The organism is Nostoc commune NIES-4072 (assembly GCF_003113895.1).
Lineage (GTDB): Bacteria > Cyanobacteriota > Cyanobacteriia > Cyanobacteriales > Nostocaceae > Nostoc > Nostoc commune.
The window spans coordinates 405,628-429,696 of record NZ_BDUD01000002.1 but is presented as its reverse complement, the minus strand read 5'-3'; the positions used below and the strand labels follow the sequence as shown (position 1 = coordinate 429,696).

The window sequence follows — 24,069 nt, the reverse complement described above, 5'->3', positions numbered from 1 at the left end:
AGAAAAGAAATTGCTCCGAACAGATTTAAGCATCGATATTTGGACAACATAGCATTTTATTAACATAGAACCAATTTTTTAAGCTTTTTTATCCTCTAATAAAAGCAGCTAAGTAGATAACAAAAATATTTACAGCCCTGGCGTTTACCCCGATAACAATTGCAAGGACTGGGATTGCTACCCTTCAAGAAGACTTCACTGCATTCGCAATGAAATTATCTAATTATGTTTAGTTACATAAAGCTGCTGTTTTATTCCAATGCTCTCTATATCCTTCTATTTATATTTCTGAGAATTATGACAAGGTGAGTCTGATAAAGAACCGTAAGAAACTACTTCTTTTGGTTTAGTTGTAAAACTTACTGTACCATTTCCATTGTTCTTCCATCCTTGTGCTTCTACATATTCTTGGTCTACTTCAATCTGTATTGGCTGTTGTGACTGTTTAGTAGAAATAGGTTGTCGCTCATCTCTCCAGCCATAAGTACTATTGAGAGGATCGCTTGGGCTTTGTGGAATACCCCCAGATCCTCTGTCCACAAACTCATTAGGTGCTTTACCCGATTGCGTAGCGCAAATATGAGCAACTGTAGGAATATTAATTGCTGGTGGAACGAACGCTGCTTTAATGAAATCAAATTGTAAAGTATTTATTTGAACTATACCGGCAATTCCTCTGTCTGAAGTAGCTGTAATCTTACTATCAAAAGAAGAAAAGATTCCTTGAGTATTGATAGTGACATTACCACCTCGCCCCTCAAAGGCATTTGCTGTAATCTTGCTATTTTCTAAAAGAAGCAATAGTTCCGTATTAATATTAATGTTCCCACCGTTCCCTTTGGTTTCTTGCTGTCCAGCAGTTGTAGAGATATTGCTATTGCCTAATAATACATTGTTCGTATTGAAGATAATGTCACCTCCCTCACCCACGGCAGTAGTCGCGGTAACGCCTCCGTTGTTTGTAATGTTAACGTCCTTAGCTTTAATTTCAAGGATTCCTGCATTGCCTGAGCCATTATTTCTAACACTAACTTGAGCATTATTATCAATATTCACTTGTTCAGCATTAATAATTAATTTGCCTGCATCTCCAGTAGGAGTAGGAGGTACTCTATTAAATCTAGCCCTCAAACTATTATCTAGAATATCTCCTGATGAATTTATAAAACTAGGAACTTTTGAATTTGAATCTACTCCTGAAATATCTACTGAACCAGAAGTGTTAATATTAAGATTTCCAGCGTTTCCAAACGATACGGTACTTGTAGATATACCCGCACCATCTCTGATAATTAGCTTTGAGGTATTAATTTCCACATTCCCAGCATTACCACTACCAAAAGTAGCAGCATTAATTATACTAGGTCCGACAATAGGCGACCTACCTGTAATATTTATGGTATTATTTGCATTTATTAAAACATTACCTCCTTTCCCACTATTAAAAGTTGTAGCTCCTAAACTGCTTCCATTCTTAAGCGTAATATTTTGTGTACTTAATTTTAAATCCCCAGCATTACCAAAAGAACTAGAAGCTGTAGTTATATTACCCCCATCTTCTAATATCAAATTTTTGATTACTCCAGTAATATTTCCACTATCTCCGTAATTAAGATAACTGAAACTATTAATAGCACCATATCCAAATTGATTAACAGAAGACGGAGTAGAGCCAGTAATCTTTAAATAATCGTTAGCATTTATTATTATTTCACCACCTGGAGCATTACTAAAAGTAGTAGTAGCTATTTGCGCTCCACCAATAGTTATTTTATTTGAATTGAGTTCAATATTTTCTCCGGGTGTATTTCCAAAGTTGCTAGTATAGATACCGCTAATACCAAATTCTGATGCATCTTTAACTTCCAAAAATTCAGAGTTAATACTAATTTGTCCATTTTGCTTAAATCCCTGATTTTGGCTCATAATTAGCGCACCATTTAATACTTTTACATCGTTTCCCCGAATATTAATAGTATTTCCTTCACCTTCTGTACTGTTAACATAAACTAAAGCATTCTTTAAAAAGGTTATATCCCTAAAACTTAATTTTTTTTCATAGGTTAATAATAACCTTTTGTTTTCTGGCTTAATATTAACTTCCCCTTGCTCTATACTTGCTAAATCAATCCTTCCATTTTTGGTACTAAGGACTCCTCCATCCAATAATATTTTTCCTCCTATTAAAGCTAGGGTATTTCCAGGCTTTACTTGTAAACCCGTAAAAATTGTACTTGCATCTATAGGGGATCTCAAGATAGAGTTCTGAATGGGGAAACCATTGCCTTGCACATTAATTTCTCCCACGGTAGTATCATAAAACTGCAACCCAACAGGTACATTTAATGTTAGCAAAGGAGAATATTGAGGTTCTATAGCACTAAATTCTATACCATCAGTAAATTTAATGCTATTTGCTGTAGTTGCTAAAAAAGAACCACCAATGTCTAATCGAGCATTTGTTCCAAAAGTGATCCCGCTTGGATTCATCAAATATAAGTTAGCTGTTCCATTGGCTTTTATCAGTCCATCAATATTAGAAATTAATCCACCAGTAACTCTAGTAATAATATTTTGAACATTTAAAGGATTATTAAATATAACTGTGTTATCGATAGGTATAGAAAAGTCCTGAAAACTATGAAAAAGGTTGTTTCCTACCTGAGTTCCCTCTTGAATAATTCGATTATTTCCTTCTATTTTAATATCAGTGTTATTAGGTAGAGTAATATCTGGAGTAATTTGAGCCTCACAAGGAAAGATAGCTGCAAAAGAAGTAATAACTGTAATTACAAACGTATTGATAATAATCTTCATAAAGTTTTCGTATTTTTAAGTAAGAACGTAAATTTTGATTAATAAACAAAAATAGCTTTTAGATCCTTATTAGAGAACATTTTTAAAAGGATTCAGGGATAAACTTTGAAGCATTTCTGGTTAGATATTCAATTAGCTTAAAGTTATAGCTAAGTAGGTAGACATAAATTTAACTATGTAAAAAAATGTAAAAAGAGCAAAACATTTGTTATTGCTTCACTCCCGCAATAACATAGTTCCAAATTTTATCGCCTACCTACTTGTTTTATTTAAAGATGTTATGCTGCTTCTATCGTGTCGGTGTCCTTAAGGACATAATCAATTACTTTAAATACTGCCTGAACTTTACGGGTGCGCCATTCATCAACTAATTTTTGCACTTGCCTTGCAGGCATTCGCCGCATCATTGCTTCATAAAGGTAGGCAGCATGACCTGTTTCATCTTTGGCGATGCTTAACATCCCCAACTTTAAGTTATGAGTGATGCGCTCATCATCAGGCAATACATTTGCCATTCGCATATAGTCTTTACCAGCATCTAACTCCATAATATAGGTACTTGCCATAAAGATATCCCAGTCAATCACGGCAGGGCTAAGTTGTTCTTTGCTATAACCTTCATAGTAAGCGGCAAAGAGAGGACTACGCCCTTGTCTTGATTGATTTTTAGGTGCAATTTCAGGCTCTGAATCTATGGAATTTTTATCTATTTGCTTCAACGCATGAGCAAAAATTTGGCTATGCTTAGTCTCATCCAACGCGTGTTTTTTTAATTTTTCTGCTAGCCATGTATTACCTTCATTAGCTGCACGCTCACTAAGTGCAGATAAAAATCCAACGGAGCCAGCCTCTGATAGATGTAAACCCTTAAGTACAATAGGGCGAGTTTTAGAGTCACGGATCTGAGAAGCAGTATAGTAAGCAACAGCTCCTGAGCTTGCTAGATGCATGAGATAAGTCAAAAAATTCATGAGGTATTTATGCTAAGTTTTGTAAGCTACATTTCTTATAGTAGTACTCTAAATGCATTTTAAAGTCTTTTAGAACGACTTTTGTGATGCTAATGGTGATAGCAAAAGTTATCTCAATTTTTAAGTTTGGCATCTGTCGCGTCTTCTAGTAAATTATCTAGTTAATTCAAATCAGTTTTTATACTATGTTGCTAGTTACTAATAATTACAGTTTTTTACATTAAAGCTTTCTTTTAGGATTGCTAATTTAAGACTAACTTTGCAAGTTAAAATCATGATTTTAATCTTGAATTTAAGCTGGCAGCATTTATCTGCTTGATATTAGATGCTTAAAACCTAAGAAAACTTTGAAATTGCGAATTTTAGCCTTAATTGCTATTTTCTAGCCCCTAATAGTACAATGGCTTATCTATAACTACTGAAGTTTTATCGCAAATATAAGAAAGGGATTAATTTATTAAGAAATCAAACAGCTATGTATTTGGAAGCCCGACTTGGTGTGTAAAGTAATACTCAAATGCTACTCTTCATCATCCTCATAATCGAAATCATCATCACCGTGTTCTTCATACCACTTTCTTTCTTCCTCCAAAGCGATTTTTCTCTCTATGCTTTTCCTTTCTAAAATTTCCCTCTCTAACTTTTCTATTTCTTGCCTTTCTCTTTCACGTATTTCTGTTTCTATCCGTTCTCTCTCTCTAGTTTCTCTTTCAACCCGTTCTCTCTCAAGCTGAATTAATCGCCGTTCCACTTGCCCACAGTAAAAATCCAAGGCTTTTCCAGTGGCTGCTCCGGTAATCGCACCACCAGCTAAAAAGACGAGTCCAGTTTTCCAGCCGCCAAAGGGATTACCGCTCCACTCCAGAGTACCCTCATTGAACCATACCAGTAGGAAGTAGACGAAAGTTCCAATAACTGTATTGATTAGTGCAAAAGCTCTCGGTGTCATCTCGGTTTGACGAAGTATCAACCATTGCGCCAGACTAAGAATCACACCAAAGATTACCGCAGCGATCGCACAAAGAATAACATTACCTGGAAAAGTAAACGGATCTACTGCAAATTTAATGATTAGCGTGATAGTAATCGGGGCAGAGAGCAAAAAGCTTAGGAGTAAGCTAGCACTAATGGCAAGAAACCAGTAACGACCGAGATAACCCAGGCGAAATTCTAACAACGACTCTTGTACTCCAAACAAAGTCATCCAAAATGCAATACTCGCTGTCAAATAATCAAGCATTAGCCGTTGTTTTACCCGTGTGTTGAAGAAGGTATTTTCTAGAATACGCCCAAACAGTATTTTGTTGTTGCGATCACTTCCTGTGGGCGGGTACGCCATTGCTCAACTGAGAGCATCCCCAACCTAAGATCAGCAAAAGTGGACAAGACCCTTTATTCGGTATACGCGAGAAGGCAGGGTCAAAATCGTTTCAACCCCTAATAGGGATTTTGATTAATTGCAATTTAATGGATTGAGTGAAAATGAATGGAATTTGAAGTTTCAATCCCTAATAGGGATTTTGGTTAATTGCAATAGGTAAAACTGCTAGCTGAGTTTTAGTTATCCGATCTGTTTCAATCCCTAATAGGAATTTTGTTTTCAAATGCTCATACATAGGGCGATGCAGCCATTTTTGTACTCACCCTCTTGCCAACACCTACCCATCCGCGCTTTTTTTTGGCAATGTCGGGAAATACTTCTAAAACAACATCTCTCCAACTGGTAACAGCATCGCTAAGTTTGCCACGACTTTCAACAACTACTATAGTCCAAGCCAAACCTGTTATTTCAGGGGGAACGGATCTAAATTGCTCTTGATCAGAACCAAAGCTTAATGATATTATTTCAGGCTCTATTGAAAATACGCAGTTTTTCTTGACATAGTTGGCTGCGCTGTTAACACAATAGAGTTATTTAAAGTTTTCTAATTGCAATTAGAGCGATCGCCATTGAACTACAGCTTGCCCTATAAAAATCTAGATACGTCGTGTACATATTTAAAGTTAGGGTCCCCTTTGTAACCAGAAGCCAAGGCTTGCTCCTTGAGATTTTGCACACCACTGTACTGGCGCTCATTGATAACCCAAGTGGGAAAACCAGGGATTTTCGCGGCTTCGCACCAGTCGGAATGTGGATTGAGGCGACTCCAGGTTTAGAGGGTTCTCTTTTTAAGATGTTTCATATTTGGTAGTGCTTTAAAAGTGCAAAATATAAAAAGCAACGAAAAACCCCAGCCTATTTAAAGGATGGGGGTATAAATAAAAAACTCTATTTTCATGATGACACAACTCAATATTGCTACGAGCCAATTTGCCCTGGAGGTAGCACAGTGAATAAACTACCATCTAGACGGAAGAAAGCTACCTCTGCGGCATCTGTTGAACAAAAGCCAGCCACCGACTCTGCTCCCAAAAATATTTCTGCCCAAGACAAGCCAGCCTCAGCAACCATTGAGGTTGTGGCTGTTGAAGTAAGAGAGTTGACCGACCAAGAACAAAACTTACGCTTGCAATTGGAACGCCGTGTAGAACGTGCATTTTTAGAAGCGGGTCAGGCGTTAATGGAGTTGAGAGACAGACGGCTATACCGTTCCACGCACCGAACTTTTGAGGAATACTGCCGCGAACGCTTTGGTTACAGTCGTGATGCAGCGTACTTGAAGATTTCAGCTACTGCTGTTTATGAGAATCTTCAAAAGTTTTTGCCGACCAATGGTCAGCAAATTCCAATGCCGACCAACGAACGACAACTGCGGTTTTTGGCAAAAGCTGAGTTGGAACCGGCTGTACAAGCGAATGTATGGCAGCAGGCAGTAGAGCAAGCTGGCAATAAGATTCCATCCGGTCGGATCGTAAAAGACGTGGTGGATAAGATACGCGAAAGTCCGAAAGTACCCAATCCTTATCATATTGGGGAAATATGCCTTCTGTTGCCCAAAGATAACCCAGACTTGAGAGGTAAAACAGGTTATTGGGGCGTGGTAACTCATGTTGGAGAATACAGCTGTACGCTCCAGACATGGGACGGCGACTACACCGTAAAAATCGAACAGATGAAATCACTGAAATTACTTGATGAAGATTGCTTTTTTATGCAGCAGTTATGTGTGAGGTTACGGCAGTTGCATCAACTGGCTAGCCGTGACGAGGCTGTAGATTGGCTGTTGCAGGGGTTGGGGAAACAAGCTAAACCGTATCTGTCATCCTTGCAAGCAAAGCTGCTGGCGGCTGTGGAACGGGAGTACAAAATCGAGTGGAGGCAACAGAAATGATGGTGCAGCTAGGAAACAATAATTTAATACAACAAAGTTCACTAAACTCGTTTAGTTTCAAATATTTCTCGCCACAATTTAAATTCCGGACAATTGCACCAAAGGGTAACGAACCCATCAAAAAGTTTAGTTTCTGAATTTTTAACTCCCCTTGGGAGAACTTGGATCAAGATAGGAATATCCAAATCACATTTCAAATTTTCTATTTCTTTTTGAACTTGGGCAATACTGTCTTGATGGAATCCTCGGTCATTGTTGGAACACTGAACAAGTAAACATCCATTATCAGAATCTTTGACTCGCTTGATTGAGAAATTAATCTGCGTCCACATTGATTGGACTTCATTGAAAATATTAGGCAAACCATAGTGATTGCCTAATATTGCCTTTCGGCGTTTCGATTCACCCATAAGTCCCCCTCAGCAATACAAATTTTGACAAGGATGACGAAGAAGATAAAGAATCTTCTGACGAGGAGTAAGCTCAATAGCGCTCAAACTAACCTTCTGGGGGCTATTAACTACTAATACTATTGTAACGATAAATTAGGGGTTTCAAGTATTTTGCAGTTGCAAGGATTGGGGATTTTGCCAAACCTTATCTATCATCCTTGCACGCTTTGCTGCTAGCGGCTGTTGAGAGAGAGTACAACCTTGTTTGGAGACAGCCAAAGTGATGATATAGCTAGTAAACAAGAGGTTAATCCAACAAATCCACAATGCAACAATGTAATAAATAACCCATTGTATGAAAGCGGTAAGCGATCGCCTAGGCGTACCTGCCATGAATCGGTGGCGTTCGTCGAACGCGAGTGCGTCTCGTAGAGAAGACGTGCCGTAAAGCCTGCGGCATAGCTACGCTTAGGGCATTGCCTCTCGAACGCGAGTGCGTCTCTGAAAGAGAAGAGAAGGTATCGCTTGCAGGTAAAATTCCGCTGCGGTATGGTATTTGGTTAAAGTAGGGCAGAGATGAGTAGGGAATGAGGAGTGTCCTTTTATAGCCGCCAATTTTAGACACTACAGCCACTCCAAAAACAATAACCTCACTTAGAGAATTTCTCTTGCGTGGTATTAATTGAGTATGGCTACTATTTTTTTTTGCTGTCGAAAATTTCCTCAGTTTCATCAATAATCATCAAGTAACTTAATAAAAAACTTTACAAATATCCTTTAAGGAGAATTTTCCCGTGTTCTCTAAAAGCTTATTTTATCAGTGGTGGCAGTTGAGGTTGGCAAGGTTATTAACTTTAGTGGCGGCGATCGCAGCAGCCAACGAGTGTGCCCTAGCCCAGATAGTACCCGATAACACCTTAGGTCAAGAAAATTCTGTTGTTACACCTTTTGCTTCTAACTTTGACCTGATAGACGGTGGAGCAACTCGTGGTGCCAATCTATTCCACAGTTTTGAGCAGTTCAACATTAAAGAAGGAGGAGGAGCCATTTTCAGAAATCCTCTTGGCATTGAAAATATTATTAGTCGGGTGACAGGGGGCAACCGCTCCGAGATTTTCGGCAGGCTCGGTGTTTTAGGTACTGCTAACCTGTTTCTGATTAATCCGTCGGGGATTATCTTTGGGCCGAATGCCCAACTTAATATAGGAGGTTCCTTTCTAGCAACAACAGCAAATGCCATCGGGTTTGGTGAGCAAGGCTTGTTCAGTGCCTCAGTTCCTAATTCTCTCCCACTCTTAACGGTCAATCCTTCAGCTTTGCTATTCAATCAAATTCCCAAATCGATTACCAATGAATCTTTAACAGGTCTGCAACTTCCTGTCAATGGAAGTTTGTTGTTGGTAGGTGGTGATGTGAACTTAGAAGGGGGGAAATTGTCCGTTCTCAACGGTCGAGTAGAATTGGGAGGATTAGCAGGAGAAGGAACAGTAGGGCTGAATATAGATGACAAAAATCTGCCTTTGAGTTTTCCTGATAATGTAGCGCGAGCAGACGTATCCCTCACCAAAGGAGCTATAGTCCAAACCAGTGTTAGACGAGGTGTCGGTTCTCAACTAGGCACCGGCAATATTCAGGTAGAGGGTAGACGTGTCACAATCGCTGATGGTTCACAGATTGTAGCTAACAACACAGGAGGGGAACCAGGAGGGACACTTACCGTCCGCGCCTCCGAGTTGGTGGAAGTCCTTGGAGCAAGTCGCCTGTTAGCTGAAACTTATGATGTCGGAACTGGTACAGATTTGACGATTGACACTGGGAAGTTGATTATCCGGGATGGGTCAGAGATAGCAGCTGGTACTTTTAACTCCGGACGGGGGGGGACTGTGACTGTAAGAGCCTCTGATTCTGTGGAACTGAGTGGAACATCGGCTGATGGTGCGAATTTTAGCAGAATCATAACTCAGACTGATAATATCGGAAATGGCGGTTCAGTGAGCATTGAAACTGGGCAATTGATTGTTCAGGGTGGGGCACTAGTCGCAACTGCTAGTGCTAATACTAGTTCGGGACAAGGAGGACTGTTGTTTGTAAAAGCCTCTGATTCGGTGCAACTGATTGGAACATCAACATCAGCTGAGAATCCGACACCTAGTGGTCTGTTTGCTTTGGGGGAAGGTTCCGGCAAACCTGGAGACTTAACGATTGAAACTCGCTTATTTATTGCCCGGGATGGGGCAAGAGCCTCAGCTTCCAATTTAGGTTCGGCTCAGTCGGGAGGGACGTTGAGTCTGACCGCTTCTTCATTAGTGCAACTGATTGGAACATCGGCAAATGGTCAGGTCAGAAGCGGCTTGCTTGTTGGAAGCACAGGTACTGGATCTGCCGGAGATTTGACAATTAAAACTGAGAAATTGCAAGTCCTGGATGGAGCATTTGTGTCGGCCCGTACTGCGGGCGAGGGACGAGGAGGAAGCGTAACGGTAAATGCTTCTAACTCTATAGAGCTAAATGGCACCTCAGCCGACCGTCAGATGCCCAGCCTCTTGACAACTGAAACCACAGGCGGGGGAGACGCCGGGAATTTAACGATTGAAACTAGTACAATACGGCGTAAATAAGGTTAGGGTATAAATAATGTAGATAACTGGATTACTTATGCCTTGCCAAGCGCTAACAATTATCTTGAGTGATGCAAACCAGGAAGCCCTCGAAAAATTAGCGAATCGACCCAGTACGCCACAACAAATAGCACAACGTGCCCGGATTGTGCTAAAAGCTGCTGAGGGGAAAAATAATGCCGAAATTGCTCGGACGCTCGATATCAGCATCAAGATGGTGCGGCAGTGGCGACACCGTTGGGTTGATAGCAGTGAGCAATCCAAGACGGTGACTGAGCGATTGCTTGATAGTTTGCGTCCTGGTGCACCGTTAAAATTTACCCTGGAACAGCAAGTTGAATGCATGGCGATCGCGTGCCGTGACCCAATGGAATATGGTCGTCCCATAAGTCATTGGAGCGTTCATGAACTAGCGGATGAGTTGATTGAACAAGGGATTGTAGAGCAGATATCTCCGCGCCAGGTTGGACGATGGTTAAACGAAGCAGAACTTAAACCACACCAGTCTCGCTACTGGCTTTTTCCCCCCGTATGACCCGGAATTTGAAGTCAAAGTAGAAGATATCAGCCAACATTATCTGAGTGCCCTAACCAGAGCAGAACTGGGAGAACGTACTATTAGTATGGATGAAATGACCGGCATTCAAGCTCTCGAACGAGCTTTACCCAGTTTACCGATGCGACCTGGCAAAGTCGAACGTCAAGAGTTTGAATATATTCGACATGGTACGCAAACCTTAATTGCTAATTTTGATGTTGTTACAGGGCAAGTCCTGGTTCCTACTATTGATCAGCACAGGACTGAAGCTGATTTCTTGGCGCATTGTCAACGCTTAATTGCCACTGACTCGACTGCGAGTAAGTGGCATTTGATTATGGACTGTCTAAATATCCACCAATCGGAATCCGGGAGCAACGCGAAAAAGTGAGATCGGGGTTTAGTTCTCAATTACACCCCTATATTCTCAACAAAATCTGGTTTTTTAGTTGCGATCGCATCCTGAAACAAGCTATATACGTCCCAGATTTTAGCACCTCACAAAATCGCGTTGCTCCCTTTTTGTTTTAATGAGGTGCTGTTTAGGTTTGTGCTTCGAGAGTAACCTTGTAACCAAGCTGTTCTAATCGAGAACGCATTTGTTTGAGCAGATGCTGTTTTTGAGGTTGATTAAGATGATTAACTCCCAAATCTTTATAGGGTTGACCTATGGACAACATATGAAAGACAGCAGTCAAAATCCGATGAGCCACAGCGACAATAGCTCTTTTTCTACCACGTCGTGCTTTCAGACGTTGATACACAACTGCCAAGTAAGAGTTTTTACATCTGCTGGCGGCGTTAGCAGCTTGAATCAAAGCACTACGTAACCAACTGTTACCTTGTCCAGTTCGGCCAGAAAACTGTTTTCCGGCACTCTCATTATTTCCTGGACAGACCCTTGCCCATCTTGCCAAGTGTGCGGCAGAAGGAAAACGCGACCTTTGTACCAACTGCTTGAGCAAAATGTATCACATTTTCATTGTTTCTTGTGAGCGCAGCTCATGGAGTCTCTTGCAAAAAAGTTTTGTGGTAGAGTAGTGTGTTAAACACATTTTCTCTTAACTTGCATTAAGAATCTCATAGTTATAAATTCCAGCAATTAAGTGACAGCGCAACACAAAACGTTGTCTGCGATTACGGTAGCGTTGACTGAAAATCCGAAATACCTTAAATCGTCGGTTGACGTGTTCAACAACAACTCGACGGCGAGCTAAATCACGGTTAAACCGCTTATCTTCTTTGGTTAGCTTGCCTCCTCTCGGCTTCTTTCTGGGTAAAAGGCTATTGGTATGAAATTTAGCAATTCCTTGGTAGCCACTATCTTCTAGACTCTGTGTATCAGGATGAAAACGTACTTTGCTTTCCACAAATAGTTTGAAGTCATGTCTACGACCTGAATCATTGACAACACAACGGACTTGTGAGGTCTCAAGATCAATTACAAATTGAGATTTGAGAGTATGCTGTCCCTTTTTGCCACTATAGAAACGTTTCTGACCGCATTTAGGACGTTCAATAGGACTCTCGGTTACATCCATCACAACCGTTTTTGGTTTCTGTGACGGTATCAATAAGGACTTTTTTCCTTCTAAACGGAATCTCCCAGAACTAACCAACACACTTTCAATGTGATGTACTGTACGGCAAACAGTTGATTCCGATACTTGCCAATCCTGGGCTATATGGAAGTAAGTTCGATATTCTCGCCAATACTGCAAGCAAATTAAAACCTGGTCTTCCAAATCTAGTTTATTTGGACAACCTCGAGTTCGTTTAGGACTGACAGTATCTTGCATAATTTTCACCATCTCATCAAACGTGCGTCTTTGCACTTATCTGAAGTATTTTGTTCGGAAATTTCAAACCCAAATCTCCTGTATAACGAAACAGCAGGGTTATTTCGCAGAACTTGTAGTGTCAAAGGTTTACCAAGCTTTGTAGCTTGTTGCTGACAGTATTGAATCAAATTACTGCCAAGTCCCTGTCTTTGCATTTGAGGTACAATTGCAAGCCAAGTTAAATGTAGTTGTTCGCCCCAGTCAGAAAAAGTAATGACTCCTACAGCAACACCATACACAAGGATTAATTTGCCTGTTAATGATTCTTGTGCATAGCTACGTTGTATATTTTCATCCCAACCATAGGATTGAGCAATCATATCCTTCATGGTCACTACACGTAGTGACCAAATGAAATCCCAATCGTCTTTATTTGCTTGTCTTAGTTGAAACTCCATTTTTAGGATGTTTGTAGCTGACACTTCAGTTACTTATTTTCTGCGATCGCGTACAATATTTGATAGTCTGCAACTAGGGTGTTATTTGCCATATCGCAGCGATCGCTTGGAAGCACAGTGGAAGTAACACCCAAAATTGTATGTGACTTCAGGTAGAATTTGCCCAAGACAGAAGGTAAAAGTTGTCCGCCTCGTCACTTGACACGATCTGTATCTTTGGATAACATTCAACTATATGGTTGAATCAAATGTAGCCCTTGATAAAATTTTTGCTGCTCTGGCTGATGTGACGCGGCGAGACATTCTTAAGCGGGTATCAACAGCAGAACATACTATCGGCGAATTAGCACAACCCTATGCGATGTCTTTTGCAGCGATCGCAAAGCACATCAGTGTATTGGAGAAAGCCGGACTGATTACCAAGCGTCGAAGTGGTAAGGAGAAAGTTATTCAGATTCAGCCGAAAACTCTCAAAGTAGCCGCAGCATATCTAGGCGAGTATGAAAAAATCTGGAGTGCCCGCTTTGATGCTCTGGAAAAACTACTAGAAGATCGATAACAAAAGTTTTCATTGGGTGTTCCCTCGAAGGCATTGGCTTAAAATTTGTCTGGGTAAAGTTGGGAGAAGATGGGTATTAATAATTGCACAGAAATAACAAGGTACACCAAATCGATGGGAAATACGAGTCCCTTGTTGAGGAATTTATTAATTGTGTACAAATCTGTTTTCGGGTAGATGCCCCAGAATAATCTGTTGCACAGATGCAAGTATTAAGCGATCGCTTCTTCATCATGACTGTAGGTCAAAAATGTGATTGCGTTTTTGACTCCTGATAAGCAGATAATGGATGGTTGAGAGTTCTCGCTGGAAAGGAACAGCGTTGAGAAACTTATCAGGTGATAAAGGCACAATCTTAGTAGTAGATGACGAAGCCAGTATCCGCCGAATTTTACAGACGCGTCTAGAAATGATTGGCTACAGCGTAGTTACAGCTAGTGATGGCGAAGAAGCTTTGTCAGCTTTTAGTCTCTTAACTCCTGATTTGATAGTTCTGGATGTAATGATGCCAAAACTAGATGGTTATGGTGTCTGTCAAGAATTACGGAAACAATCAGACGTACCAATTATCATGCTAACAGCCTTGGCAGATGTAGCAGACCGAATCAAACCAATTCGCAATTCGCAATTCGCAGTTCGCAATTTCGGACGTAATTGATAATTGAGACGTTGGGGTACAGAGCAACTAATTTCAATTATGAAAAGAAATAAAACACATAGTATCAATATTCAAGCTCCCGCATTCATAAGCCACTGCGGTGGACGGGAACACCTGCATAAAGCAAGTGGCGTGCGTGGGGTATTATTAATTGCGAATTGCGAATTGCGAATTGCGAATTGTTCGGTCAGATATTCCGTTCCACGGTGGCTATCTTCCAGGTTTTGAAATTAAAAGTCAGTTTACTATAGTTTACAGTCCTGTTACTACAGAGTTAAGCCAATCAGAGGAGGCTCAATCTTTAAAGCATAGTCCAGGGGAACGTACTCCCATTAGCGGACAGTATGAACTAATAAATTCTGATGGAGAAGGCACAGGGGTGGAAGTAACATCAATTAGTGGACATCCGTTTCCTCCAACGAGTGAACCTGACCAATCATATCGGTTAGTTGACCCCACAAAGCACAAAAAGTCTAATAGATAGCAATTAGTGTTGCTTTGGCTAACGCATAGAAATATGGAACAAATGCTATTGCAGAGCATGAGTATAGGCTAGATAGCAACTTGAGATAAGCTAATGTTGTCCTTAAGAATGTCTATCTCGACTGGAGAAAGTATTTTATCTTTCATTTGTTGTAGTTCATGTAGAGCAGCGTTAGCATCGGCAGCACCAAATTTGAAGTACTCAGTTAAACTACCAATGCGATAATTGTAATTATGATAGCGGTGTTTAAAATATAGTTCTACATTACCCCTGTGCGGCCAAGTTCCAAGTATTTGAATAGCAACAGTTTGATAAGGGATAAGTAAATCCGCTTCTATTTCTGTCAATCGCTGTTGAATGGATCTGGCGGTAACTCCTATCTTGTGCAAAGTGCCAATGTTAGTTTGAATTTCTAAAAAATACAGAGTACAAGATAAAATGCGTTGAAGTTGAGCGCGATAAAGTGCCAAGTCGGTGAGCCGATATGAGTTATCTGGTGCATTTTTGTATAATGCGTGTTTGGCTGCTAGCTCTAGTTTCAGTAGCTTTTTGAGCAACAGAGGTTCTTGCACTTCGTTGAATAAACTGAATTCTAGCGCCCCAACAGGAATTTTTCCTAAACTAGTAAATTCATAAGCTGGAGGGGTTAGATAGACATTTTTTTGGAACATTCCAGCTTTAACAAGCCCTGGAGTAACTAAACCAGGAATTATAGGATAATTGATTAAACCGTATTCTTTCCACAGCAATTTTAACTGTGCTAAATCTTTACGCGATAGGTAAATATTAAAATTATCGTAGAGTGGTAAAATCGGGAAATCACGTTTAGCTACAGGCAGGCAGGTCGCTGACGAATGTGCAAAGTGATGTTGCTTTACCTTACCTTTCTTAGCAGTTAACTCACCGTAACAGTAAGGGCATAAAAGCTCAGTCTTACCACTACCAACATCTTCAACACAGACTAATTTTCCATCTGGGGCTATACCAAATTTTAGCCACATTGTCACGCTCACTCATTAATAGAAAAACTAGTCAAAACAGATAGCAGAAAGTCCTAGTAAGCCTTAAATAATTTGCAGAGATGCTGAATTTCGTTCAGACTAGTGCTAGTGTACTATAAGATTTGTAGTTTAGGATTTTATTTACTTGGAAATAGTGTGTGAAAGGCGAGACTGCTGGTGGTGGAGCTACCCTTGAGACAAGAATCTGTCGCTAGAACCAGGAAAATAGTTCACGTTGATATGGATGCCTTCTACGCATCGGTGGAACAGAGGGACAACCCTAGCTACCGAGGTAAACCGTTAGTCGTCGGTGGCAGTCCGAATCAGCGAGGCGTAGTTGCAGCCGCCAGTTATGAAGCTCGTAAGTTTGGGATTCACTCCGCGATGCCGTCAGTAACAGCAATTGCTAAATGCCCCGGACTGATATTCGTTAGACCAAGATTCGACGTTTACCGAGATATTTCCACTTCAATCCACGCCATATTCAAACGCTATACTGACCTGGTGGAAGGAGTTGCACTAGATGAAGCATACCTTGACGTTACTGAGAATAGGCAAAACATCACCTACGCTTCTACGATTGCAAGATATATTAAAACTGCAATTTTCCAGTCAACTCAGCTGACGGCGACCGCAGGCGTGTCAATTAACAAGTTTCTTGCAAAAATGGCATCAGGGCAGAACAAGCCCAACGGGTTGACAGTGATTTTACCAGAGCAAGCGGTCGCTTTTGTAGAACAGCTAGCGATTGAGAAGTTCCACGGGATTGGAGAAGTTACAGCAGCTAAGATGCACTCACTCGGCATTCATACTGGAGTAGATTTGAAAGGGCGATCGCACAGGGAGTTAACGCACCATTTTGGTAAAGCGGGGCATTACTACTACAAGATTGCCAGAGCAGAAGATAACCGCCCAGTTGAGGCGAATCGGGTTCGTAAGTCCATCGGTGCAGAAACCTCATTTGCACAGGGAGCAACGCGAAAAAGTGAGATCGGGGTTTAGTTCTCAATTACACCCCTATATTCTCAACAAAATCTGGTTTTTTAGTTGCGATCGCATCCTGAAACAAGCTATATACGTCCCAGATTTTAGCACCTCACAAAATCGCGTTGCTCCCCTTGGCGAGAGACTTTCCTTAAGTGGCAGGATTTTGCGCGAGTTTTAATGTCGGTCGGGGTTAACGGCAAGGTGTACTCAAAGCATGGGACGCAAATTGACACCAGAATCACAGTAATTGACAAGGTTCCGGCTGACTCCAGCGAAATTCCTTGCATTACCGAAACTTTAAATCTGCCTGAAATACTGGCACTGATTCAGCAATTGCCTGGGCGTTCGTCTTTGACGTTGCCGCAGGCATCGCAATGGAATGCTGCAACTATTAAAGCTGCTGTCGTTGCAGCGAAGGTTGTTAAACTGCCAACGAAGCGTACAGCGATCGCTTTACCAGAACCCTCCGCAGAAATTTCAGATGTGGTTATTCTGGAATACGAAGTCGTCGAATGGTCTGCTACTGAAGGACTCAAAGATACTTTATACGAAACATATCGCCCACAACGAATCAGAATCAAGGACGCTTTACCTCATCCCTCACTGCTTTGTGAGAGTGCAGCCCTAGCACTTGTGTCAGCACCAGCACCAACTTATAAACCACATCTTCCTAGCAACATTATCACACAAGGCTTGTTATCAGAGGCACAACTTGAAAGCGTTATTTACGCAGGTCAGGCTCACTGTGAATTTCTGTCTGGGTCTTATATTGTGGATGATTCTTGGGATAATGTGACTGTAGCGGCAACTGGCTCAGAAAATGCCGTAAAATTTCGGCGTGGCTGGTTTCTTGGCGATGGGACGGGTGCGGGGAAAGGAAGACAATGTGCAGGAATCATCCTCGACAACTGGTGTCAGGAACGAAGAAAAGCCATTTGGGTATCAAAGAGTTCTGCCCTAATTGAGGACGCACGTAGAGATTGGTGTGCGCTCGGAGGTAGTGAAAAAGATATCATTGACCTCAGTAACATCAAACTTGCCGACTCCATCCCATTCACCCAAGGCATCCTATTCTGCACCTACTCAACCCTACGATCCCAAAAGAACGGCAAAAGTCGGCTTAAGCAAATCGTTGAATGGGCAGGTAAAGAGTTTGATGGTGCGATCGCTTATGATGAGTGCCACGCGATGGGTAACGCAATGGCTCAAGAGGGCAAACTGGGCATGGTTGCAGCATCCCAGCAAGGCATTGTTGGGCTGCGGTTGCAAAACGCATTACCGCAGGCACGGGTTATCTACGTTTCTGCGACTGGTGCGACGAAGGTTTCCAACCTATCTTACGCAAATCGTCTGGGGCTTTGGCAGACTGGCGACTTTCCGTTTACCTCCCGTGAGGATTTTGTGGAATCCATTGAGGGCGGTGGTATCGCTGCGATGGAAGTGGTCGCCAGGGATCTCAAGGCTTTGGGACTGTATCTGGCGCGGAGCCTTTCATTCGAGGGAGTTGAGTATCAAACTCTCTACATTGATTTAACGCCCACGCAGGAACGGAGTTATAACAGCTATTCTGATGCTTTTGGTGTTATTCACCATAATTTAGATAAAGCCCTGGAAGCTTGTAATATCTCTGGTGACAAGACTTACAACCGTGCTGCAAAGATGAGCGCGGTGTCTCAGTTCGAGTCGCACAAGCAAAGATTCTTCAACCATCTGTTGACTGGCATGAAATGTCCGCAGTTAATTAAAGCAATTGAAGAGGATTTAGCTGCTCAAAATGCCGTTGTTATTCAAATTGTATCAACTAATGAGGAGTTGCTTAAGCGCCGACTCAATGAAGTTGCACCCGAAGAATGGAAGGATCTCAATCTTGACTTGACCCCACGAGAATATGTGATGGATTACCTGATGAGTGCTTTCCCCATTCATCTTCATTCCATCCATTCTGGCGTTGATGGAGAAGAAAGATCCGAGCCAGTCTTTGACGCTGATGGTTCTCCAGTTATCTCTATTGAAGCCGTAGCCTTGAGAGATGCCTTAGTCGATAAGTTAGCAAGTCTTGACCCAATCCCCGGCGCATTAGAACAATTGCTGTGGCATTTTGGTCACAAGCAAGTGGCTGAAGTAACTGGTCGTAGCAAGCGAGTTCTCAAGGATGATTCCGGGCGTTTGTTTGTTGATTCGCGTGGTGACGGCGCTAACATTGCTGAAACTGCTGCATTCATGGCGGACGAGAAACAAATCCTCATCTTCAGTGACGCTGGCGGTACTGGTCGCAGTTACCATGCTGACCTTAACGCTGTGAATCGTAAAAGGCGATCGCACTATCTTTTAGAAGCCGGCTGGAGAGCAGACAATGCAATTCAAGGACTTGGGCGATCGCACCGCACAAACCAAGCATCTGCACCCGTGTTCAGACCTGTTACCACTAACGTCATAGGTGAACGCCGCTTTATCTCAACCATTGCTCGACGGCTGGATAGCTTGGGCGCTCTGACTCGCGGTCAACGGCAGACGGGTGGCAATGGGATATTCTCGGTACAAGATAATCTGGAGTCGAACTATGCAGAACACGCCCTGTATGAATTATTCAGACAAATATACCAAGGTCGATTTTTTGAAGTGTCTTTAGGAAAGTTCGAGCAAATGACTGGACTGAGTTTAACCTCTCATGAAGGCGGGATGAAAATCGACTTGCCCCCACTGCGTCAATTCCTCAACCGACTACTGGCTCTACGAATTGATATGCAAAACGTGATTTTCGAGAGGTTTGAATTACTCTTGAGCCAGCAGATTGAAGCAGCGATCGCGGCGGGGGTCTACGAGATGGGTGTAGAGACACTCCGGGCTGAACGCTTTGCTGTATTGAGCCAGGAAACTGTGTACACCCACCCTGCCACAGGTAGCGTCACCAATTACTTGAAAGTGGAACGCACCCAAAGGAACCACATCAAAACGGCTATTGAGATGTTGGAGTTTGCCACTCAATATCAAGGATGGCTCATGATCAACTCCAAGTCAGGCAATGCTGCTGTGTCAATTCCGACACATAGTATCTACGACGCTGATGGTGGTGTTGTACCAAGAGTGTTACTCGTCCGTCCCCAAAAAGAAACCCGTATACCAGTCAAGGATTTAGAATCTTCCACTTGGAAAGCGGTTTGTGTCGATGCGTTCGTCGCAGCGTGGTCTACTGAAGTAGACGCACTGCCCAAGTTCACAACCGATTACCTGCATTTAGTCATCGGTATTTTGTTGCCCATTTGGAAAATCTTGCCGCAGCACAGTAGCCGAGTCTTCAGGTTACAAACCAGCGATGGACAAAAGATACTCGGTCGCGTGGTTAACGCTCAGGATATCCAGTCGGTGGCTGAACAACTCGGACTCAAAGACAAGCTGTTAAGCCCACAGGAGTTAGTCTCTTTAGTGCTGAACGAAGGCTATTCCCAGCAGTTACCGGGTGGCGTAACTTTACGGCGTTCTTATATTGCCGCAGAACCTCGCATAGAACTGCTTAATGCTAGGGAGCAACGCGATTTTGTGAGGTGCTAAAATCTGGGACGTATATAGCTTGTTTCAGGATGCGATCGCAACTAAAAAACCAGATTTTGTTGAGAATATAGGGGTGTAATTGAGAACTAAACCCCGATCTCACTTTTTCGCGTTGCTCCCTTAATGCTATCTCACTGGCAGAGCGACTCTTAGCTGTTGGATGTTTCACCGAGATCATCAACTGGCAAAAGCGGGTATTTATTCCGGTTTCGGACAAAGCACCAGCTATTCTAGCGGCTGTGATTGAAATCTTGGGATAAGTCAAAAGCTGATGTATTTAAATAAATACATCAGCTTATTTTTCGCTCAAACAAGAGTGTGAAGAAAGGGAAAGGGGAAAGAGAACCCCATACTTACCGTTTCGGCACGGTGATGCCAAATTGAGCAGTTTAAGATTGGTAGCCATTTGACTTCACAGCTGGCAGGACTGTGCCAAAACGGGAAAATTGTACGCTAAGGAATTAATGCAAACGCTATAACCATTGTGAGGCTTAGGTTTCAGCCATTGCTGAACATCATTTTTTGTTTTATCCCTCAGTTAACAGTTCAAGAGAAATATTAATTCTCTTAAACTGTAAAGTTGACATTGCTATTACTAGCAAAACGATATTTATTTTTAGCCAAAACTGATATTTACTTACTACCCATAATTGGGAATTTTCTCAAAGGCTCGTTGTGCTACTTCTTCCGCACGCCGAGAAGTCACTTTTGAATATCGCAAAGTCATTTGAATCGTCTCATGTCCCATCAATGCACGTAGTTCGTCGATACCCATCAAACCGACCCTTTCAGTACCAAAGGTATGTCTCAAATCGTGGAAACGAATTCCTTCTAATTCGTTTACGCCCTTAATTACCTCAAGTAGGGACTTATAAGCTGTTGCGTAAGATAGACGAGAAACTTTAAGACTAAAGGGTTGTTGGGCTGTAAATAATGCCGACACGCACGGATGCCTGTAATATTTGAGGTAGTTATTTAGACTTTGTGCAGCACTTTCGCTGTAAAAACACCATCATTGCTTATTTCGCTTACCAATTACCTGAAACTTCCGATTTTGAATATCTACACCGTCTAAATCTAACGTCAATATTTCCGCGATTCTAGCCCCCGTGCTGTGCAACAAATGTATCAACGCAGACATTCGAGCATCTGGTTTAATGGTTTGGTAGAGAAGATTTAATTGTGCTGGTGTAAGATAACGCACTTCTTCATCAGAATTATGTTCCCCTTTCTCCAAGTTAGGTTTACATCGAGGATGTCTAGCTAGAGGGTTTGATTTGATATAGCCCCGCTCCACGGCAAAGTTAAATAATGCGGTAATTACTGCTTGATATTTATGGTGAGTTGTAAATTTTACTTGAGACACCCCTGATAAATATTCAACCAAAATTTCATAGTCAATAATTTCAATCGACCAACGTCCATAAAGTTGAAGTAAAGGTATCAAAACATATTCGTAAGTACGAATCGTTGAGTTTGTCAGTCCTGGACGATCTAAAAACTGGGTTGTTAACGCAGCTAAAGTAATAGTCACAATCAAGACAAAAATTTAAATTATTGAAATTTTGTACACATCTTAATTTAATATTAAGTGTTACAAAAATAATAATACTTTTATGGATGTATCTCTCATAGATGTGGCTTTAACAGCAAAATATTTTAATACTTTATAGAATCGATTTCAGGCATTCACAAAAATTAAATTAGATGGTCTAAAACTTGGCTACCCGCGAATTATTATCTGATATACAACGAATTCAATTTACTCAAATACCTATAGATATTACCGACAGAGACATTGTTCGCTACTACACTTTTAACACTGATGATTTAAAAGTTATAAACAGTCGCCGTCGCGTACATAATCGTTTAGGAATGGCGGTGCAATTATGTTATTTGCGGTTCCCAGGTCGGGTATGGGAATTAGGAGAAAAAGTACCGAATTCCATTTTGTCCTATGTTGCCTCACAATTGTCAGTTAAGCCGAAGTTTTTCAAAAAATATGCGGTACGAGATACCACTCGCCGGGAGCATTTAGCAGAACTTCAGAAAGTTTTAGGCTATGACTCTATGAGTATATCTCACTATAAAAGACTCTCTAAATGGTTGATGAAACTGGCTTTTAACACAGACAAGGGAATTGCTTTAGTCGAAGCACTGATTGAAGAAATGCGTCGGACTAAAATAATAATTCCCGCAATGTCTACAGTTGAAAGGCTGGCTTGGGAAACACGACGACGCGCTCAAAACCAATTTTATTTATCACTAACTCAACGCTTAACAACTATTCAAAAGAAAGAACTTGATGGTTTATTGGTGATAAATGTTGAAAAGAACCGGACTCCATTAGTTTGGTTGCGCCAACCACCTGGAGTAGCCAATCCCAAGAATTTCTTAAAAATATTAGATAAGTTTGAATTTATTCGTGATTTAAATTTAGATAGCTCATGTCTAGCTAAAGTACACCATAATCGTTTGGTGCAATTAACCCGTATTGGAGTGAAAACAACGCCTGCACACATAGCGAGATTAGATGAGCTAAGAAGATATGCTACTTTGGTTGCTTTTTTATTAGAAACATCTGCCATATTTGTTGACACTGCAATCTCAATGCACGACAAGATGATAGGTAAATTGTTCCGCCGCAGTGAAAATCAACGTAACCAAAATTTTCAACACGATGGAAAAGCTATTAATGAGAAAGTCAGGCTCTATGCTGATATAGGAGATGCTCTAATTAACGCCAGAGAGGGAGAAGGAGATGCCTATGCTGCCATTGAATCGGTGTTAAGTTGGGATGATTTTCTGAAAAGTGTTGAAGAAGCTGGGAAATTAGCACGTCCTGCGGATTTTGATTATTTTGATTTGCTCGACAGACGTTATTCCCAATTACGTAGATATACACCAACATTACTTTCAGCCTTTGAGTTTAAAGCCAGCAATCCAGCCGCAGCTATTATTGAAGCGTTAAATTTAATCAAAGAACTAAATGACACTAATCGCCGTAATATACCAGACGATGCACCAGTTGATTTTATCAAACCCCGATGGTTAAAATATGTGTTTAATAATGGTAAAATTGACCGTCATTATTACGAAATGTGTGTCTTAAGTGAACTCCGAGACTGTTTGCGTTCGGGGGACATTTCGGTTGCAGGTTCTCGACAGTATCAGAATTTTGAGGATTATCTTCTACCCCAAGACCAATGGCAGATTCTGTGCAATAACAATGAAATACCAGTGGCGATTACAACGGATTTTACGACTTATATTAAACAACGTCAAGAATTGTTGTTTGAACAATTCGATAAAGTTTCTGACTTACTAGCAACGGATAAACTACCTGGCGTTCTCATTGAAAATGAAAAATTAGTGATCAGTCCAGTTATTAGTAATATGCCTGACGGTGCTACTCAGTTTGGCGACCGAATTTATAATTTATTACCGCGAATTAAGCTGACAGAATTACTTATTGAAGTTGATTCTTGGACTGGTTTTACTAAACACTTTACCCATCTACAAACGGGGGAATTGGCTTCAGATAAAATTATTTTACTCAGTACTATTTTAGCTGACGCGATTAATTTAGGTTTGGTAAAAATGGCTGAGGCATTACCCTCACCCGATTTAACTTTCGAGCGATTAGCGTGGGTTGATGATTGGTATATACGTGATGAAACATACTCAAAGGCTCTAGCAGAGATAATTAATTTTCATACCAAAATTCCATTTTCTGCCTATTGGGGTGATGGGAAAACTTCTTCAAGCGATGGTCAGCGATTTAAGGCAGCTGGCCCTAAAACCTACATTCCGCACTTCAAATTGAAGTACAAAGGGATTACAGCCAAGATAAAAGCAAAAAATCAGGCTAATTAAGACTCATAGTAATGAACGAATCTACGGCATGAAGATAAATAATCCAACAGAAAATATTTGACCTATAAAATAGGTTGTGTAAGCAATAAAAATTTGAGGTGCAATTAC

22 protein-coding genes and 2 pseudogenes are annotated in these 24,069 nt (G+C 41.3%); 12 read left to right on the top strand and 12 right to left on the bottom strand.

The features are described 5' to 3' along the window. Positions 1-276 precede the first annotated feature (276 nt). The 4 genes from CDC33_RS34310 to CDC33_RS39510 form a co-directional block, all read right to left on the bottom strand. A complete protein-coding gene (locus tag CDC33_RS34310; protein ID WP_109013072.1) occupies positions 277-2,817 on the bottom strand; it encodes a two-partner secretion domain-containing protein in 2,541 nt (846 codons plus the stop codon). Between the two features lie 278 nt (positions 2,818-3,095). Further along, positions 3,096-3,788, bottom strand: coding sequence for a rubrerythrin family protein (locus CDC33_RS34305; RefSeq protein ID WP_109013071.1), 693 nt, complete (start codon positions 3,786-3,788; stop codon positions 3,096-3,098). Positions 3,789-4,308: 520 nt separating this feature from the next. Next, positions 4,309-5,127, bottom strand: coding sequence for a hypothetical protein (locus CDC33_RS40895; protein ID WP_244919497.1), 819 nt, complete (start codon positions 5,125-5,127; stop codon positions 4,309-4,311). Between the two features lie 269 nt (positions 5,128-5,396). Further along, the gene (locus tag CDC33_RS39510; RefSeq protein WP_181374313.1) at positions 5,397-5,567 is read right to left on the bottom strand and encodes a hypothetical protein; all 171 of its coding nucleotides are present in this window, start codon (positions 5,565-5,567) and stop codon (positions 5,397-5,399) included. Positions 5,568-6,118: 551 nt separating this feature from the next. Here CDC33_RS39510 and CDC33_RS34290 point away from each other — a divergent pair. After that, positions 6,119-7,060 (top strand): hypothetical protein, encoded by a 942-nt coding sequence (locus CDC33_RS34290; protein WP_109013069.1) that lies wholly within the window; start codon positions 6,119-6,121, stop codon positions 7,058-7,060. A 41-nt stretch (positions 7,061-7,101) separates the two neighbouring features. Here the strand turns inward: CDC33_RS34290 and CDC33_RS34285 are convergent, their stop codons facing one another. After that, positions 7,102-7,470 (bottom strand): hypothetical protein, encoded by a 369-nt coding sequence (locus tag CDC33_RS34285; RefSeq protein WP_109013068.1) that lies wholly within the window; start codon positions 7,468-7,470, stop codon positions 7,102-7,104. 144 nt (positions 7,471-7,614) lie between these two features. Beyond that, positions 7,615-7,845: a hypothetical protein gene (locus CDC33_RS39505; RefSeq protein WP_181374312.1), complete on the bottom strand. Its 231-nt coding sequence runs from the start codon at positions 7,843-7,845 to the stop codon at positions 7,615-7,617. Between the two features lie 401 nt (positions 7,846-8,246). On the opposite strand from CDC33_RS39505, the gene CDC33_RS34280 reads away from it, so the two are divergent. From CDC33_RS34280 to CDC33_RS39500, 4 genes are all read left to right on the top strand, one after another. After that, positions 8,247-10,070 carry a two-partner secretion domain-containing protein gene (locus tag CDC33_RS34280; RefSeq protein WP_181374311.1) on the top strand — a complete coding sequence of 608 codons (1,824 nt, stop codon included), beginning with the start codon at positions 8,247-8,249 and terminating at the stop codon, positions 10,068-10,070. A gap of 37 nt (positions 10,071-10,107) precedes the next feature. Then, positions 10,108-10,605, top strand: a complete 498-nt coding sequence (locus tag CDC33_RS34275) for a helix-turn-helix domain-containing protein (RefSeq protein ID WP_109013066.1) — start codon at positions 10,108-10,110, stop codon at positions 10,603-10,605. A gap of 88 nt (positions 10,606-10,693) precedes the next feature. Further along, a complete protein-coding gene (locus CDC33_RS34270; RefSeq protein WP_109013065.1) occupies positions 10,694-10,999 on the top strand; it encodes a transposase in 306 nt (101 codons plus the stop codon). Continuing rightward, positions 10,996-11,139, top strand: coding sequence for a hypothetical protein (locus CDC33_RS39500; protein WP_181374310.1), 144 nt, complete (start codon positions 10,996-10,998; stop codon positions 11,137-11,139). The genes CDC33_RS34270 and CDC33_RS39500 overlap by 4 nt, the downstream gene beginning before the upstream one ends. A gap of 11 nt (positions 11,140-11,150) precedes the next feature. On the opposite strand, the gene CDC33_RS34265 is transcribed toward CDC33_RS39500, so the two are convergent. The 3 genes from CDC33_RS34265 to CDC33_RS34255 all read right to left on the bottom strand — a co-directional run bounded on the left by CDC33_RS34265 (position 11,151) and on the right by CDC33_RS34255 (position 12,847). Then, positions 11,151-11,573, bottom strand: a complete 423-nt coding sequence (locus tag CDC33_RS34265; protein ID WP_181374309.1) for a transposase — start codon at positions 11,571-11,573, stop codon at positions 11,151-11,153. Between the two features lie 96 nt (positions 11,574-11,669). Next, positions 11,670-12,443, bottom strand: a complete 774-nt coding sequence (locus tag CDC33_RS34260; protein ID WP_109013063.1) for an IS5 family transposase — start codon at positions 12,441-12,443, stop codon at positions 11,670-11,672. Beyond that, positions 12,413-12,847 (bottom strand): GNAT family N-acetyltransferase, encoded by a 435-nt coding sequence (locus tag CDC33_RS34255; protein WP_109013062.1) that lies wholly within the window; start codon positions 12,845-12,847, stop codon positions 12,413-12,415. The genes CDC33_RS34260 and CDC33_RS34255 overlap by 31 nt, the downstream gene beginning before the upstream one ends. A gap of 235 nt (positions 12,848-13,082) precedes the next feature. Here CDC33_RS34255 and CDC33_RS34250 point away from each other — a divergent pair, with 235 nt between their 5' ends. The 3 genes and pseudogenes from CDC33_RS34250 to CDC33_RS34240 all read left to right on the top strand — a co-directional run bounded on the left by CDC33_RS34250 (position 13,083) and on the right by CDC33_RS34240 (position 14,548). Beyond that, a complete protein-coding gene (locus CDC33_RS34250) occupies positions 13,083-13,406 on the top strand; it encodes an ArsR/SmtB family transcription factor (RefSeq protein ID WP_109013061.1) in 324 nt (107 codons plus the stop codon). 289 nt (positions 13,407-13,695) lie between these two features. Further along, positions 13,696-14,013: pseudogene (locus CDC33_RS34245) on the top strand (response regulator); the annotation flags it as partial. Positions 14,014-14,215: 202 nt separating this feature from the next. Then, positions 14,216-14,548, top strand: coding sequence for a hypothetical protein (locus CDC33_RS34240; RefSeq protein WP_109013060.1), 333 nt, complete (start codon positions 14,216-14,218; stop codon positions 14,546-14,548). Positions 14,549-14,616: 68 nt separating this feature from the next. Here CDC33_RS34240 and CDC33_RS34235 read toward each other — a convergent pair whose 3' ends face one another. Further along, positions 14,617-15,549: a competence protein CoiA family protein gene (locus tag CDC33_RS34235; RefSeq protein WP_109013059.1), complete on the bottom strand. Its 933-nt coding sequence runs from the start codon at positions 15,547-15,549 to the stop codon at positions 14,617-14,619. A gap of 177 nt (positions 15,550-15,726) precedes the next feature. On the opposite strand from CDC33_RS34235, the gene dinB reads away from it, so the two are divergent. Genes dinB through CDC33_RS34225 form a run of 3 tightly spaced genes read left to right on the top strand, consistent with a single transcriptional unit; the run spans position 15,727 to position 20,085 of the window. Further along, on the top strand, positions 15,727-16,551 hold the full coding sequence (gene dinB / locus CDC33_RS34230) for a DNA polymerase IV (protein ID WP_244919496.1): 825 nt from the start codon (positions 15,727-15,729) through the stop codon (positions 16,549-16,551). Continuing rightward, a complete protein-coding gene (locus tag CDC33_RS38050) occupies positions 16,535-16,714 on the top strand; it encodes a hypothetical protein (RefSeq protein WP_146195911.1) in 180 nt (59 codons plus the stop codon). The genes dinB and CDC33_RS38050 overlap by 17 nt, the downstream gene beginning before the upstream one ends. Further along, entirely contained in the window at positions 16,714-20,085 is a 3,372-nt protein-coding gene (locus tag CDC33_RS34225) for a strawberry notch family protein (protein ID WP_244919495.1), read from the top strand. The genes CDC33_RS38050 and CDC33_RS34225 overlap by 1 nt, the downstream gene beginning before the upstream one ends. Here CDC33_RS34225 and CDC33_RS40005 read toward each other — a convergent pair. Together CDC33_RS40005 and CDC33_RS34220 are read right to left on the bottom strand one after the other, a co-directional pair. Further along, positions 20,054-20,350, bottom strand: coding sequence for a hypothetical protein (locus CDC33_RS40005; protein WP_146195910.1), 297 nt, complete (start codon positions 20,348-20,350; stop codon positions 20,054-20,056). The two genes, CDC33_RS34225 and CDC33_RS40005, sit on opposite strands and share 32 nt — an antisense overlap. Before the next feature lie 375 nt (positions 20,351-20,725). After that, a pseudogene (locus CDC33_RS34220) lies at positions 20,726-21,382 on the bottom strand (tyrosine-type recombinase/integrase). A gap of 422 nt (positions 21,383-21,804) precedes the next feature. Here CDC33_RS34220 and CDC33_RS34215 point away from each other — a divergent pair. Then, positions 21,805-23,961, top strand: coding sequence for a Tn3 family transposase (locus CDC33_RS34215; RefSeq protein WP_109013058.1), 2,157 nt, complete (start codon positions 21,805-21,807; stop codon positions 23,959-23,961). Positions 23,962-24,069: the final 108 nt, after the last annotated feature.

Bases quoted from the DNA above. Each gene is read 5' to 3' on its own strand.
- CDC33_RS34225 (WP_244919495.1), top strand. From the start codon at position 16,714: ATGTCGGTCGGGGTTAACGGCAAGGTGTACTCAAAGCATGGGACGCAA.
- CDC33_RS40895 (WP_244919497.1), bottom strand. From the start codon at position 5,127: ATGGCGTACCCGCCCACAGGAAGTGATCGCAACAACAAAATACTGTTT.
- CDC33_RS34270 (WP_109013065.1), top strand. From the start codon at position 10,694: ATGGATGAAATGACCGGCATTCAAGCTCTCGAACGAGCTTTACCCAGT.
- CDC33_RS34310 (WP_109013072.1), bottom strand. From the start codon at position 2,817: ATGAAGATTATTATCAATACGTTTGTAATTACAGTTATTACTTCTTTT.
- CDC33_RS39505 (WP_181374312.1), bottom strand. From the start codon at position 7,845: ATGGCAGGTACGCCTAGGCGATCGCTTACCGCTTTCATACAATGGGTT.
- CDC33_RS34305 (WP_109013071.1), bottom strand. From the start codon at position 3,788: ATGAATTTTTTGACTTATCTCATGCATCTAGCAAGCTCAGGAGCTGTT.
- CDC33_RS34250 (WP_109013061.1), top strand. From the start codon at position 13,083: ATGGTTGAATCAAATGTAGCCCTTGATAAAATTTTTGCTGCTCTGGCT.
- CDC33_RS34285 (WP_109013068.1), bottom strand. From the start codon at position 7,470: ATGGGTGAATCGAAACGCCGAAAGGCAATATTAGGCAATCACTATGGT.
- CDC33_RS34255 (WP_109013062.1), bottom strand. From the start codon at position 12,847: ATGGAGTTTCAACTAAGACAAGCAAATAAAGACGATTGGGATTTCATT.
- CDC33_RS34235 (WP_109013059.1), bottom strand. From the start codon at position 15,549: ATGTGGCTAAAATTTGGTATAGCCCCAGATGGAAAATTAGTCTGTGTT.
- CDC33_RS34275 (WP_109013066.1), top strand. From the start codon at position 10,108: ATGCCTTGCCAAGCGCTAACAATTATCTTGAGTGATGCAAACCAGGAA.